Source organism: Mesorhizobium sp. M4A.F.Ca.ET.090.04.2.1 (assembly GCF_003999085.1).
Classification (GTDB): Bacteria; Pseudomonadota; Alphaproteobacteria; order Rhizobiales; family Rhizobiaceae; genus Mesorhizobium.
The window spans coordinates 15,928-30,539 of record NZ_RZOT01000009.1; the positions used below are offsets into that span (position 1 = coordinate 15,928).

At 56.3% G+C, this 14,612-nt stretch carries 8 protein-coding genes and 2 pseudogenes; 7 read left to right on the forward strand and 3 right to left on the reverse strand.

Annotation, left to right across the window (positions count from 1 at the left end; genetic code table 11):
• The first annotated feature begins 819 nt into the window (after positions 1-819).
• Both ectB and EN781_RS01735 read left to right on the forward strand, forming a co-directional pair.
• The gene (gene ectB / locus EN781_RS01730; protein WP_127399727.1) at positions 820-2,076 is read left to right on the forward strand and encodes a diaminobutyrate--2-oxoglutarate transaminase; all 1,257 of its coding nucleotides are present in this window, start codon (positions 820-822) and stop codon (positions 2,074-2,076) included.
• Positions 2,069-2,908: a hypothetical protein gene (locus tag EN781_RS01735; protein WP_127399728.1), complete on the forward strand. Its 840-nt coding sequence runs from the start codon at positions 2,069-2,071 to the stop codon at positions 2,906-2,908. Before ectB ends, EN781_RS01735 begins: the two co-directional genes overlap by 8 nt.
• Positions 2,909-3,582: 674 nt before the next feature.
• Here EN781_RS01735 and EN781_RS01740 read toward each other — a convergent pair.
• Positions 3,583-4,803, reverse strand: coding sequence for a CapA family protein (locus EN781_RS01740; protein WP_127399729.1), 1,221 nt, complete (start codon positions 4,801-4,803; stop codon positions 3,583-3,585).
• Positions 4,804-5,662: 859 nt separating this feature from the next.
• Between EN781_RS01740 and EN781_RS01745 the strand changes: the two genes are divergently transcribed.
• The 3 genes from EN781_RS01745 to EN781_RS01755 all read left to right on the forward strand — a co-directional run bounded on the left by EN781_RS01745 (position 5,663) and on the right by EN781_RS01755 (position 9,175).
• The gene (locus EN781_RS01745; RefSeq protein WP_127399730.1) at positions 5,663-6,889 is read left to right on the forward strand and encodes an acetyl-CoA carboxylase biotin carboxylase subunit family protein; all 1,227 of its coding nucleotides are present in this window, start codon (positions 5,663-5,665) and stop codon (positions 6,887-6,889) included.
• Between the two features lie 291 nt (positions 6,890-7,180).
• Positions 7,181-8,215, forward strand: coding sequence for a class I SAM-dependent methyltransferase (locus tag EN781_RS01750; protein WP_189347249.1), 1,035 nt, complete (start codon positions 7,181-7,183; stop codon positions 8,213-8,215).
• A 222-nt stretch (positions 8,216-8,437) separates the two neighbouring features.
• Positions 8,438-9,175, forward strand: coding sequence for a class I SAM-dependent methyltransferase (locus tag EN781_RS01755; RefSeq protein ID WP_127399731.1), 738 nt, complete (start codon positions 8,438-8,440; stop codon positions 9,173-9,175).
• Positions 9,176-9,380: 205 nt separating this feature from the next.
• Here EN781_RS01755 and EN781_RS35045 read toward each other — a convergent pair.
• Positions 9,381-9,674, reverse strand: a pseudogene (locus EN781_RS35045) (hypothetical protein); the annotation flags it as partial.
• A 486-nt stretch (positions 9,675-10,160) separates the two neighbouring features.
• Positions 10,161-11,699 (reverse strand): serine hydrolase domain-containing protein, encoded by a 1,539-nt coding sequence (locus tag EN781_RS01760; protein WP_189347247.1) that lies wholly within the window; start codon positions 11,697-11,699, stop codon positions 10,161-10,163.
• Between the two features lie 1,107 nt (positions 11,700-12,806).
• Between EN781_RS01760 and EN781_RS01765 the strand changes: the two genes are divergently transcribed.
• Together EN781_RS01765 and EN781_RS01770 are read left to right on the forward strand one after the other, a co-directional pair.
• Positions 12,807-14,405: an ABC transporter substrate-binding protein gene (locus EN781_RS01765; protein ID WP_127399734.1), complete on the forward strand. Its 1,599-nt coding sequence runs from the start codon at positions 12,807-12,809 to the stop codon at positions 14,403-14,405.
• A 7-nt stretch (positions 14,406-14,412) separates the two neighbouring features.
• Positions 14,413-14,612: pseudogene (locus tag EN781_RS01770) on the forward strand (ABC transporter permease); the annotation flags it as partial.

Genomic DNA, 14,612 nt, shown 5'->3' on the forward strand with positions numbered 1-14,612 from the left:
ACAGCGTTGTCGATCCCGATCAGCGCTTGATTGCTTACTCACGGCCCACCTCGTCAACGCCTTTACCCTCCCAGACTATCTCCTTTTCGACTCGCCTGAAGGCAGCAGCCCCAGCTGCGGCCGGGGATGGTTGCCGTCGCGGTAGTGGACGTTCTCGAAACCGATGCGGCCCTTCGCCAGCGCGTCTCCCGGTTGCTTCCGCCTGGCCTACGAACGGGCTTTCCGTCAAGGGCGCCCACGGCGGCCCGCCCTCTTGACCCGGCGGCTCGGGCCAATCATCTCGCGCAAGAGATCGGAATCCGCAGTCTTCTCCAAGAGAGCGCGGCTTTCGCTGTGTCATCGGTCATCAAATAGTTTCTTGAATCAGGTTGGTGTCCGCAGCCCGAGGTTGAACGGCGAATATTGGTGACCGCCGCAAAGCCGCTCGCTCGCTACGGCGCTATTGAGGAGCGCGCTCGCGAGCGGCTTCTCGCTACCGCCGAGCTACACACTCTGGCGACGCGACCCTGCTGATCTCCTTGGACTCATTCATTGTCCGGAGGCGCTATGGGTAGCGATGGGTGGGTACGTCAACTACCTGATGCCATAGTATCGGTGCTTTCGCGGAAGCTTTAGAAGCCATCTTGTTGCAGCGCATCTCCGAAGACATCCGAATGGAGGGCAACCCAACCAACAATATTCGATGAGGATCCCGGTATCACCAGACCAAACAAAGCTGCCTCCGGCATTCTGCTTCAATGTTAAATGACGAACATCTGCCGCAACCACTAGCCATTAAACAGCTCTCTTCTTTGAACGACTATGTGCAGAGGACTTAATATGGACACCGACGCTTTCACGGCTCATGAATCTAACGTTCGTCGTTATTGCCGGGCGTTCCCCGCCGTCTTTACGAAGGCCGTTGGGGCGACGATCTGGGACGAGACGGGTAAGCCCTTTATCGATTTCCTGGTGGGTTCCGGCGCACTCAATTACGGGCACAACAATCCGGATATTATGGCGCCGGCGATTGAATATCTCGTCGGTGAGAACATTCTTCTGTCGCTTGATATGCATACGGCGGCAAAGCGAGACTTCATTAAAGGGTTCGTCGATTGGATCCTGAAACCCAGAGGCCTTTCGTACAAGATTCAGTTTCCCGGGCCGACCGGCACGAACGCCAACGAGGCGGCGCTGGCGCTGGCGCGAAAATACACCGGCCGCTCGAGCGTCATGGCCTTTACGAATGCGTTCCACGGCATGTCGCTCGGCTCTCTGGCGGTGTCGGGCTCGGCCTCAACCAGGGAACTGGGAGGCGTTGCTCGCCACGATGTGATCCGTGTTCCCTATGACGGCTATCCGAGCCAAGCTTTCGATTCCGCCAGTTACATCGACCACGTTTTGAGCGACCCGGGGAGCGGCATAGAAAAGCCTGCCGCAATTATACTGGAGACCATCCAGGCAGAAGGCGGCATGAACGCCGCGTCCGCGGCTTGGCTCACGGAAATTCAGCGCATTTGCCGTACGCACGGCATTGTTTTTATCGTCGACGACATCCAGGCGGGCGCGGGCCGAACTGGCGATTTCTTCTCATTCGAGTCCGCGAAAATCGAACCGGATATTGTGTGTCTTTCCAAGTCCCTAAGCGGTTCAGGGAGCCCGCTGTCTATGGTTCTGATTCGACCCGACTTGGACATATGGAAGCCCGGAGAACATAGCGGGACCTTCAGAGGCAACAATTTCGCCTTCGTGACGGCAGGAGCCATGTGCAAGATGTGGTCGGATAGGAAATTTACTGCAGGTGTCGAGCGGACAGCCGTCAGGCTGCAAACGCACCTCGATCGCCTGGTTGCGAAATTTCCAAGATACATCGAACAGAAGCGCGGCCGCGGTCTGATGGCCGGCCTGAAATGCCGTTCACCGGCAGTTGTCGGCCGCGTGCACGATGTCGCATTCGAAAATGGCCTTCTTATCGAATCCTCGGGGCCAAATCGCGACGTTATCAAAGTCCTCCCGCCGATAACCATCACCGATGCCGAACTCGATCGTGGCATCACCATCCTTGATCACGCACTACAGGAGCAAGACAATGCCTAGTCAGATATCTCAAGTGCCAGCCATCTCCCCGGTTTCGATCAGAGAACGGATTGGCTCGATCAACACTGCGGAGATCATCTCGGTCCTGAAAGGTGAGCTCACCGCTCTGCACATCAAGCAAGCTTTCAGCACCGAAGTAGCCGAGGAGATCACCACGAACTTTATTGGAAGCTCCGGTCTCAGAGAGCGTAAAGATGGTGTGCCCGGACAATATGTCGGCGCATCTCACTACAGGAAGGATGCAGCCACCTATTTCACAGATGCCGAAAACGCGCGGCCGTACGTCGATGCCCTTTTTAAGAATTTGGTTGACCCGGTTCGAGCAGTATTCGGGGCGTTGAAGCGAGAGCTTCACAACCAGGGAATCGAATTGCGGCTAGCCCGTTCCGAACACGGCCAGGCCAATGTTTGTCGCGGCCTCAGTTGGTCGGGCACAGGCACGTTTTCCTTGGATCCCCACGACGACGTCGCTCAAGTCTTACGTGCTGGCGATGATTACGAGCTTTCTGCGGTGGCGCACAATACGGTCGCAGCGCTCAACCTCTATCCCAGCATGCCTGAGGAAGGCGGCAATCTGAAGCTCTGGAGCCACAAGCCGACGGTTGCGGACCGGATATCGCAAGGTGTGGAGACCACTGGATATCCCTATTCGGCAGCCTATCTGGAAGCCGTCCCTTGCCGCGAGTTCGAGCTCAAAACCGGGGATATCGCCCTAATCGATGGCGGCTTCGTTCACGGGGTTACCGGTCAATCAGGCGACGGAAAGCGTCGCCTGGTGCTGAATTGCTTTTTCGGATTTGCGCGGCCTGATCTTGTTCTCTGGTGGACGTGACGTGGGACGTCGCAGCTGCGACAGTTCAAGCATCTGTAGCCTTCCCAATGGGTGACCTGCCATATGTAATTCCACCAGGCTGGGATTAGAAGCCGGCTTTTATTGAAGGATGGTCGGGCGAAGAAAGCGTTTTACGGACGATCAAATCGAATTGATCGCGAGCATGAGCGTGTCGCCCGGGAAATCGACATAATCGCCGAGCGCCGGTGTCGGACAACTTCCTAAGAGCGGAACGAAATTGAAGCAGACGGTCAAAGTCTCTCTATCCGCTGGTGCGCGCCGCAGCGAGAAGCTGCACGCACCGCTCTCGGCCGCCGCCGCTCCATCATTCCCTAGGTGCTATGGCACCGAGCTGACCTCGAATTGGAGTGCCGTTCGACGCGGCGATCCCGCCAAGGCAGGATGGCAAACGGCCTCCACCAGATAATTTAGCGGCACGCCCGCAACAGTTCGAAGATGGAGGATTGCGCCCAGGCACACCGAGCCTACCATGGGTTCACCATCTTGAATCGCAAATCCGTGAACAGGGCCAACCTTTATAGACGTGGACAAAACGGTGAGCACAGCAGATCTCTACTGCCGGCAAGAGGGTATCAGATGGTCAAGCGTTCCCAAGCGGACCATCCGCCCAAGCAAACGGCAAGTGAGGTCGTCATCGCCAGCGCTTAGTGCTGCTACGCCAGATCGAACTTTCCAAGCCCTTCGACGACCTCGATGCGCGAACCATATTCCATGGACGCCGATGCAACCTTCCCCAGGATGCGATCGGCGGCGGGTCCCGTGGCCAAATGCGGCACCAGGCGGCGCTGCAGGACTTCGTCCTTCAGCCCTTCCTCGCCACCTAAAATGACCGGGTGGAGGGTCAGAGATGTCAACTGACAGTTCTGATCGAATGAACAGACGCCGACGACGCTTTCCCAAACCTCGTTTGCCTTCCAGAAGTTCGACCGTGAATGGAATATGAAATTGCCGAGGCTATGGAAAATGGGCCGGCCCTGATAGATCTCGATGGGCAAGAGTGCCGGAACGCCATGGCTGACGAAGATCGCCGCACCTGCATCGATGCATTGCCGCGCGACGGCGCTGATCCAGTCGGGCGACTGTAGCCAATCGCCCGCCCAGTGGTGATGATGCAGATAGGCAATTACTAGATTGCCAGCATCTGCGGCGGTTTGGATGGCCCGGAGATTGTGCTTGAGATCTTCTCTGTCGATCTCGACAGTTCGCTTGAATCGGTCCGATTTGCGAAAGGCAGCGAGCCCGATCCACAGTTCGCCTTGGTCGAGCGGCGGCTGGTCCTCCGGCTCGTATAGGTCCAAAGAGGAGTACCCAGCCTTGTCAAGTATCGCCTCAAGGCGGTCAAATGCCTCGGCGTCGATGTCGAGAATGCGAGAAATTCGGAGGCGATTGATGCCAGGTCGCTCTGGGCTGTAGTCCGTGGCGTCAGCCGCGTACCTCAAGTCCTCCCCTGGCCCCCCATCCATGGCAACCATCGCGACGGCTCGTTCGCCGAAAGTAGCGTTGCCAGGTCGGAGCGCCTCGCTTGCGTTCCGCCCAATGCCCGCATGCAGAAATCCCCTCTTGCCGACCTCTTGCAAAGTTGAGAGGATGCCCGAGGGTCCCAAATCGAATGCATGATTGTTGGACAGTGAGAGGGCTTTGAAGCCGATCTCCTCCAGCGCATCCAGAACAAACGGTTTGCTGCATCCGAACCAGTAGCCTTTCGTGGGCCACCCACAATGAGAACCGTATATCGTCCCCTCGAAGTTCGTAAATGCGAGATCCGCGCCCTTCAGGATCGCCTTGACGCGATCGAACTCGGGGCTTCTGACATTTCGCGTGTCGTGATGAATCAGGGACTGGCCAGTGACTGCCAAGGTAAAGTTGTTGTTCATTAGTGTGCCTTTTTCGTCTAGATTCTTCCCAACCTGAGCGCAATTTTCTGTTCGCCCGATTTGTTGTCAGTCATAAAGCCTACGAAAGGGGCGGCCTCACAGCGAAAAAGACTCAGGTGCAGGATTACTTATTTTCGCTACCGCGCAGAAGGCTGGATACGTCGTCCACATTCGCCCGCTCACACGCTGGCTAGCAGAGCTGCTGAAACAAGCGCAAACAGCGTGTCGTAAATCGCTAGGCCGTTCGTTGCCGGTGGACTGAGCCGTCGAGCCATCGGATCGATGGAATCGAACTCGCCATTCTGGCTGTTTGCGACGGCGGTGGGCGCTGGGGGCCCCGCAGCACTGATGCGATCGATACAGTCGTTCCGGCGGCAATGCCCATCTTCGGTCGGGTAACTGGCCGGATTGATGATGCGGATCCGACCCGCCTAAATTTCGGCAAAGGCCGCGTGAACGGGGAAACAACCGACGTGTGCATCCTCAGCCGCTGGCGTGGACACGTTCGGTGACGGAGCTCGGACTGACGCTCAATGAGGCGAAGACTTCGCGAAGAATGCCCGCAGGGAACGCTTTGACTTCCTTGGTTACAGGTTCGGCCCGCACCGGTAACTATTGCTCTTCCTTCAGCCACGTTCGGAAGCGGATCGCATCGCAACCTGCGAATAGTCGAAATGCCTCTGTCCATCCCCTGGTAATCAAGTCGTTGCAACAGACGCTTCAACTAACTTCACAGAATCTTTGCAACCGAAAAACGCTGACACTGGTATATCTGTGCAAAGTTCTAGTTAGGCACGGATGCAAGCTGATGTGTATTTATCCCCATACCATCACGCAGCAAGAAGGGTAAAGGTCGCCAATGGCACAAAGAGCGCTAATCCTGGTTGAAGGTCATGGAAGGAGCAATGGTCTGCCATACGTCCAAGCAGCCCAGCGCCTTGGCCTTCATCCGATTACTCTGTCGGTTGATCCAGCTCAGTACGACTATCTTACGGCAGAAAGGCTTGAGGCGATCCGGGTCGATACAGACGATCTCGATGCGCTGATCTCCGAATGTTCTCGGCTGAGTGAGACTTATGACATTGCTGGCATTACATCGCCTTGGGAGGCGGTTTACGCAACAGTTGGCAAACTTTGCCGGCATTTCGATCTACCAGGACCTAACCCCACATCAATTGAACGATGCTGCGATAAATTCTCTCAACGTCAACTGCTGGCGGAGGGTGGCGTTCCAATACCTGCTTATCGCTTGGCAGCGAATGCGGCGGAGGTAGAAAGCTTTGCCGCCGAGATTGGCCTACCGGTGATTCTTAAGCCGGCCGTGGGCGTAGGCAGTAGAGGGGTCCGATTGTGCCGCAACGTCGATGAGCTAGCCGAACATGCGACCTATTTGTTGGGCGGAAGGCACATATGGCGGTCTTCACCAAGGATACTGGTCGAAGAATTCGCACAAGGCCCCCTTTATGTCGCTCATTTAATGGGAAATGACGTCATTGGAATTATCGCCTATGAGTTCGGCCCGCCACCACATTTCGTCGCTCATGAATGCATCTTTCCGGCTCTGCTAACCGATGACGAGTACACACACATCGCCGAAGTTTCGCGAAAAAGTTTGCAAGCTCTCGGCCTCGGCTGGGGACCGACAAACATTGAACTGCGGTGGACGAAGCTTGGCCCGGTGGTTATCGAAGTCAATCCGCGTATGGCGGGCGGAGATCCTAAACTCATCCAGCTGGGGTGCGGTCTCGATCTCATTACTGAGCACACCAAGCTTGTCACCGGCGAGGAATGGGATTTGCGTCCAACCTATTCGCAGACTGTGGTCTACCGATCCTTAGTTCCTGACCGCGATGGCATCCTCGATTGGATCGATGGAGGCAGCCGGGCGGCCGCCGTGCCAGGTATCGTCGAGGTCAAACTCTATGTTGAACCCAAAACCCCGGTCGTTAGGAGGGGCGATTCCCGAGATCCGATCGGACATGTCATCGCCGCTTCACCCAGCCTTACTCAGACCCAGGCGATACTTCAGCGTGGCATCGACTTAATCAGCTGGTCGATCACACCATTTCCGACCGCTCGCGAATAGGGCCGTGTGGCGTTTATCTCCTCCCACCAGCAAAGTTGACTCCAAGTAAGAGGTGAGTATCTCTGAACCTTAGTGCAATTTAACATAGACGGTCGCGTGTCAAAGACGATGTTATCTTTGTTTCTGGCGTCGTCTCTTTCACGATGGACAGTAATGGAGGACCTGATGCCGAAGCCTACCAAGCATAGCGCTTCTTCTCGATCGGAGCAGCCAGAATCGCACCGCCCTTCGTGCATTGCCGGAGATGGCGGCGTCGAGCAATTCACTGGGGCGAGCGATATTGAACAGCAGATGCGAGATTTTTTCATGGAGTGCGATAAGGCGCCGCGATTGAATGAAATGGCCGAATTTTTTTCAGCGACCGCTGCTGGACGATCAGGAGTTCCGACCAAAGTGCCGCGAGTTGATCCGCGCCTTTTCCGGGGGGATGTGGCGTTGGTAAGCTTCAACAATGCGCATCGCCAGATCTGGGGCTATTTCGGCCATCATTATTATAGCAGTATTCCATATCGTCTTGAAGAGGACATTCGCCTTGGCGATGCATTCTTACGATATGGGCGCACTACTGCAAGTGACAACAGCCCAGCGCGAATCTATGTACTCGGCGCGGCCGAAGGCATACTCGCTCGAACGCTAGCCAAATTAGGCAACGGAAAGATTGAGACCCTTTCGTGCAGTCCGAATAAAGAAAACGAGAAGAGTTTCTTTCTTCACGGACGACCCGAGCACGCGACGTTCTTTCTGGGCCCATTCCATCACTTGACCCGGAGCCGAATGGCGGCGACGCCGGGGCTCAGGCGTTTTTCCGACGGATTCGACATCATCCTCGAGGATACTACGTTTCAAATGTATTCTCCCGATCGAGCAGCGCAGATTGGCTTTGTGAAACGTCATCTGAAAGACGACGGGATATTGCTATTGTTAGAAAAATTCAGGCAAGCGGAGACCGAGGAATACCTCCGTCGTGAGCTGCAGAAGGACCATGGTTATAAAACGCGTTTCTTCTTGTCGAGTGATATCAAAATGAAAAATGACGTCATTCTCAAGCAGATGAACATTAACGAGGCGACACTCGATAGTTTATCAACGGCATTGGCAGGTTATTTCAAATATGGTTGCGTGACATGGAGCTGTGGTAATTTCTGCACGCTCGCTGCTAGCAACAGCGGGCACAATCTGCGGCGCCTAATTTCGGCGATGGCCCCGCCGTGCATTCCAAATGAATATGTCTACATAGAAGCTCCCGCTTCGCTGCCGGGATTGGCCTTTGAAGCACCATCATTTCGACGCTTGGGGCGCCCTCCAGACGGATTTGGACGCGAATAGCCGAGGTATTGGACTTAAATCGGTCAGTTTGGCACAGCGCTTTTTTGTGAATTGCGAGGTTCACCTAATTACTGCGCTGCTCAAGGCTGTCGACCCGCCAGGCGGAAGCAGAAAAATGCGGGCTGCCTGAAAACAAGTTGGTTCGGTGGCGAGGGACCCAATGCGACTAAGTCGCATCAAGCAATACGATAGTGCCTATACCCAACGACAGGAGAATTGCATATGTCGGACAAGTTTATCTATGACGATAATTCGGCTTCTGTGTATGAGAAATATACCACTATGGTGGGAAAAGTCGCTGAAGCAGGCGAAACTGCGGTTTTTCTCGAAAGATTTTCCAGCGGAGGGAGTGCTCTTGAACTTGGTATAGGCAACGGGCGCGTAGCGGTGCCCTTGAGCGAACTCGGCGTCAAGGTCGAAGGGATAGACAATTCGGAAAGCATGTTGAAACTTCTCGCCAACTGTACTGATCAGATCAAGGCGTGGAAGGGGAATATTGCCGATTTTAAGTTAGAGCAACACTACCGACTAATCTACTGTGTATTTGGCACGTTAATGCTGCTCGTTAGACGGGAAGAGCAAATAAGTTGCCTCAGATCGGCCGCGGATTTGCTGGATGATGACGGGGCTTTAATTATAGAAATGCCTGTGCCATCTTTGGATGGTTTCGTCAAAGGTCATAGGATGACTACTCGGCTCTTGGATCAGGAAAATACACTTCTTACTGCGGAAGTTCACGATTCAGTGAATCAGATGTTGACTTCAACCTCCCTCTGGTTTTCCGGTACATCGATCACCCGACTCCCCCAATGTATTCGATACGTCTATCACCAAGAGCTCGATACCATGGCCGAATGCGTAGGACTCAAGCTAGCGGAGCGGTGGGAAGATTGGGCGGAAGGTGCGTTCACCGATATCTCCAAACGTCATATCTCGGTGTACCGCCGGACTAGCGTGTAGTCCGTAACCCGCCTTCGAACTCTTATCAGTGAGCACCTCGGCAACATACCCGATGCTTGGACAGTCGGGCCTCCGGAGTCGCCCGGTCAGAGTGCACGGCTGGATGTATCCCTGGACTTCATGGCGGGCGGGAACCTTTTCACAGATCGCGCCATGAAGTTGGATCGCGTTGGAATTTGGTCGCGCAACCTTCCGTGCTTGAGAGTTACCGGTTCATGCGTGCGGTCTGCTGATCGAGTGGCTTGGCGGGGAACCTCTTCGATCCGTCGATCTTTCGCATCGAGATTTGGCCGGACGCCGCCAACTTCCAGAACAACATTTCCGTGTCTTCGGCCAATGGCAGCAGTGGGTCTTGATGCATCCCTTGAACTTCTCATGCAGAGGCGCGATCGCGTTGGTTGAGCGCGCGCTTTTCCACTGGCTCGGCTCAGCGGGTGAAGGTGAAAAGGCGCTCACCGGCGGCCTCCTTCAGGCAGTCGGCCACCGCCCGCACCTGCCGCGTAGATCATATCGGGTGTAATCGGCGCTGATGTCCTCCTAAAGGCGTTCGAGAGCTCGGGCGAGCAGAGTCCTGTGCATGTGAGCCTGCGTCTTCCGACCGACACCCGCCCACAGCGCGGCGAAGCCCTGTCCAATCCCGGTGCGGCATATGCGAACGGTCGCTGCCTACGTCTTTGTCTCCGCACCAGTTGAAGCGACGCCGATCGGTCGGCTGCGAGTTGGCGCCGAAGAGGCGACGGGCGCACGAACAGTCCTCTGCTGAGGTCGAGAATTTAACCAAGCATCATCCACTCGGTGCGGGGCTCAACTTAAGAAGACGTGGCCGATCCGTTTCCGCTCATCACCTGTCCGACTCGCCGCGTGAACTGGGCGTCGATGTAGCCGATGGGGCCCGCCGATTGCATCTGCATCAAGGGGTGCGGCAAGCTACCGTCGATGAATGCTGGACATTGAGAGGGGCAGCTGATGTTCGGTCTGGGGTTCTTCAGGCTCGCGTGAAGCGCAGGTTCTTAACCCAGTCCGTGTTCAACTCGAAACCATCTACGATGACGTTCAGCGTCGCCCTCCAAGGCAGGTCGGTTTCGGGCTGGAGCAGGAACCAAAGATCGCTGTCGGCGGCGACGATGGGCGCGTTCATCGCGCCGAGATCGGAGCGCAGCCGGAAAATGCCACGTTGTGAGTCGCCCTCGATCTCGACCTCAAGGCCTTGCGCCTTGTTGGCGTAGCGTCCGGCGAGAGGAACGGCCGCCTTGCCGTCTGCGGCCAGGGGTGCGTAGACCCTCGGCGCTCCGCAGAACATGCCATCGAGCTTACCGTCCGGTCGTGGACTGAGAACAAGGTCGGTAATCCCGCGCTCGGGCTTGGCGCCCCCAGGATGGGCGAAATCGAACCCGGTCACGCCACTGGAACTCAGGAAGGTCGGCACGCCGTTCTTGACGACGATCTCGAACACGTCGGGGCCGCCTTCCTGCCGATAGTGGCCAGGAGCTAGTTCGAGTTGCGCCGGCGCGGTCGTGCCGAAATAGATGTCGGCAATACGGCGGGCGACCTTGAACGCGGCGATCTGGTCGTTGTTGGCGATGATGACGATGCCGAGCCCGTGGTCGACGAAGCGCATTGATTGCGACTTGCCGCCGGCAACCCCTCCGCCGTGGCCGACCGCGCGGCGGCCGCGATACACGTCCGTCACGAGCCCGAGCCCATAGAAGCCGGTCGCGCCGTTGTCGAAGACGCAAGGCGTCGCCATGCGCTCATACATTTCCGCTGTGCCGATCTTGGGATTGATTAAATTCTGCTGCCAGATCACCATGTCGTCGAGCGTTGAAACTATGCCGCCTCCGCCATCTTCTTCGATCCCCCAGCCCAAATGGGCCCAGCCCTCGGCGCGTTTTGTGTAGTGGGCGGCTAGCCGTTTCATCACCGAGCCGTCGCGTACCATGAGCGAGGTGTCGTACATGCCAAGCGGGCCAGTGACGCGATTCCGCAATACCTCGTTAAAGGTCGCGCCCTCGATCTGCTCAATGATTTCGTACAACATGAAGAATCCGGAATTCGAATAGATCATGGCACTGCCGGGCTTGAAGTCGAGCTCGTCCTGCCTGGCGATGATCTCACGGATGGTCTGGCGGTCCGACGGCGCAAACCACGACAGACCGCTAAAGACCATGACCTCCATATAGTCGCGGTAGCCGCTGGTGTTGGACGCAAGTTGCCTGAGCGTGAGCGGGTATTCGAACCGGGGCACATAGGGCAGGTGCTTCTGAACCTCGTCCTCCAGGTTGAGCTTACCTTCTGCCTCAAGCATCAGGACCAGCAACACGGTGAACTGCTTGCTCTGCGACCCTATGCGCATGATGGTCTTCCGCCCCATTGGGACGTCATCGTTGATGTTCGCCAGGCCATAGGCATTGGCGAAAATCTCGCGACCATTCTCCGTCACCGCGACGACAGCGCCGGGCATTTCCGGCCCGCTGAACTCGCTGAACAAAGCATCGACGCGCTTGGCAAAATCGGCGTGTGACATAGACATGATCGTGATTCCTGGATAGTGATTCTGGTGAATAAGGATGGGCAAGATAGTCTTGGTGCCGAACCAACCAGTTTATCGGCTACGAACCGCGCAGTGTATAGCTGAGTAATGAGCCTAGGATTGTGTTGTAGATATCGTCGAGTCAAACATATTTTATGTATTGTCGTCATCTATAAACGAGATTGAGGCAGAGCCACATAAAACCTGAAGTGGTGGACGGGTCCTCCCGGGCCATCGCTTTCCAAAACACGGCTACCAATCAAGACGGATCGGATGACGCCAGCGCCCTTGCGCAGATCTGCACCCCGATACAACTGGCTCATGCTGCGGTATCCTGTCCGGCGATCCCGGAGAATGCCGCGACTAAGATGGGCATGCGGTCACCGAACCGCCTTCAGATGAGTGATGATCCGCTTATCATCCCGCCGGCAGTGGCGCGCTGATCATTCCCGGCCGCTCTGCCGGAGAGCACCGCGACAATGCCGTCAATTACACCACCTCTCAGTGAACGCGATCGCGCGCACCACGCTGCCTCGGCTGCCGCCGCTCCCCTATAGGTGCCACAGTCCCTGCTACAAAGCGTTCGCTTTCCACGAGGCGTGCCACGAACTTGGCCTGCATTCGCACCAGACCATACACGTCGAAGGCCAATGAAAAGGCCGAGCGCTTCCGCCATCGCCCGGCGATACCCTCGATGGGACCGCGGACTATGGTTCGAGTCGACTCATCTCAAAAACAGATGACCGCAATACAAACATTGAATTTGACGTAAGCTCCGGGGAATTTGAAAGTCGAATAAACAAACATAAGCCAAAAAAAGGGGCGGAAACAATGGGACTCTTTGGCAGCGCTTCGTGTAGCCGCCTCCGGTGTCGCGGTTAGACACTGCCTTCGGTCGCCGGCCCAGTTTGGTCGCGATTATAGGATTTAGCTAACGCAAGACCCATTCCAGCCGCGACCAGCACTAAGGTAACGGCTGTGGTCCGCGAATAGATTAGGCTCTGCCGAGTGAGTGGATGTGCTACGCAGCACAAGACCGCAAACTCAAATCCACATCCGTGCACGTGCATCGACCGCGCCACTGCTAAGAAAGGAATGGACATGACAATTTCTCGACGCGAAATCATCAAAACGGGTTTGGCCGCCGGAGCGGCTGCTTCGATTCCATCGGTCCTGCGGGCACAGACATTGGCAGCCGACGCTCGGACGGTCCGAATGGTGAAGCCCCCCCTCAACGGCTTCGATCCGGTCTTCTCGAGCAATTATTACGTCGGCGACCACGGCTTGGCAGTTTACGACACGCTGTTTGCGCTTGATTCCAAATTAATGCCGCAGCCGCAAATGGTGGGGAAGTGGGGCGTTTCCGACGACAAGAAGACCTACACGTTTGAGCTCCGGGATGATCTTGGCTGGCACGATGACACCCCCGTCACTGCGGCAGATTGTGTCGCATCGATCCGTCGCTGGGGCCAGATACATCCTGGCGGGAAGCTGCTCATGGAGCGCGTAAAGGATATCTCGAAGCACGACAACAAGACCTTCACCATCGTCCTCAAGGAGCCGCTTGGGCTTGTGATTGATATCCTGGCGGACCTTACGACACCGTGCCTTTTCATCATGCGCGAGAGGGATGCGAATCTTTCTCCGACGGAGCGCGTGACGGCGAATATCGGATCGGGGCCGTTCAAGTTCAACGAGGCTCTTGCCAAGCCGGGCGCGAGCTTCACCTATGACCGTAATGAACACTATGTCCCGCGCAAGGAGCCATCTGACGGACTCGCCGGCGGGAAGGTGGTCAAGGTCGATCGGGTCATCTGGGTTGATATCGCCGATCAGCAGACGGCCGTCGCGGCCTTGCAAGCGGGTGAAGTCGATTTCGTCACAGGGCCACCCGCCGATCTTTACTCAGCGATCGAAGGCGATCTTAATCTCGAACTTGAGGTTCTGAACAAGTCAGGCGATGTACTTTTCCTGCGCATGAACTGCCTGCAGAAGCCGTTCGAAAACGTCAAGGCACGCCAAGCGATGCTTCATCTGATCGATCAGGAGGCGGTGATGCAAGCTGTGGTCGGAAACCCACAATATTTCAACACCATCACTGCGGCATTTGGGAGTGGAACGCCCTATTCCAATGACGAAAACACGGGATGGTTCAAGAAGGGGGGGAATCCGGAAAAGGCCAAGCAGCTCTTCAAGGAGGCGGGATATGCTGGCGAAAAGATCGTCATTACCGATTCCACAGACTGGTCAGAAGGCCACATTGCCGCGCAGATTGTGGCGGATCAGCTGCGCAAGATTGGGATCAAGGCTGAGCTTGCGCCGAGCGACTGGGGCGGGGTTAGCGAACGCGTGAGGAACAGAGGCCCTGTCGAGGACGGCGGCTGGAGCATACACATTAACGGCGAATCCAACTTCGATCGCAACAACGTGTTCAACGCCACTCAAACAGCGAATGGTGAGAAGGGATTCACTGGCTGGCCGACGAGCGACGAATATGAGGCTCTTCGGGCCCAATGGGCGGATGTCGAACCGCTAGAAGAGCGCAAGGCGCTGGCGCGCAAGATGCAAAAACTGTATTGGGATTTTGTTGGGACCGTTCTGTTGGGTCGATATGTCTCGCCGATTGCCCGCAGGAAGACGCTCACCGGTCTCATTGGCATGCCGGCGCTCGTGCCCATGTGGAACATGCAGAAGGCTTGAGAGCGCAATGGCCGCCTACATCCTTCGCCGATCGATCTCAGCCATCGCGGTCATGGCGATGGTCGGGATTTTCGTCTTCCTCCTTCTTAGGCTGGCGCCCGGCGACCCCGCAATTAGGATGGCCGGCAGGGTGGCCACCGAGGAGAGGATCGCCACCATCCGCGAGCAACTGGGTTTGAATGATCCCATGCCGGTTCAGTTCATCCG

What these genes read in the sequence shown, in the direction of transcription:
- EN781_RS01765 (WP_127399734.1), top strand. Translation starts at nt 12,807, where the DNA reads ATGACAATTTCTCGACGCGAAATCATCAAAACGGGTTTGGCCGCCGGA.
- EN781_RS01750 (WP_189347249.1), top strand. Translation starts at nt 7,181, where the DNA reads ATGCGAGATTTTTTCATGGAGTGCGATAAGGCGCCGCGATTGAATGAA.
- EN781_RS01745 (WP_127399730.1), top strand. Translation starts at nt 5,663, where the DNA reads ATGGCACAAAGAGCGCTAATCCTGGTTGAAGGTCATGGAAGGAGCAAT.
- EN781_RS01755 (WP_127399731.1), top strand. Translation starts at nt 8,438, where the DNA reads ATGTCGGACAAGTTTATCTATGACGATAATTCGGCTTCTGTGTATGAG.
- EN781_RS01735 (WP_127399728.1), top strand. Translation starts at nt 2,069, where the DNA reads ATGCCTAGTCAGATATCTCAAGTGCCAGCCATCTCCCCGGTTTCGATC.
- ectB (WP_127399727.1), top strand. Translation starts at nt 820, where the DNA reads ATGGACACCGACGCTTTCACGGCTCATGAATCTAACGTTCGTCGTTAT.
- EN781_RS01740 (WP_127399729.1), bottom strand. Translation starts at nt 4,803, where the DNA reads ATGAACAACAACTTTACCTTGGCAGTCACTGGCCAGTCCCTGATTCAT.
- EN781_RS01760 (WP_189347247.1), bottom strand. Translation starts at nt 11,699, where the DNA reads ATGTCACACGCCGATTTTGCCAAGCGCGTCGATGCTTTGTTCAGCGAG.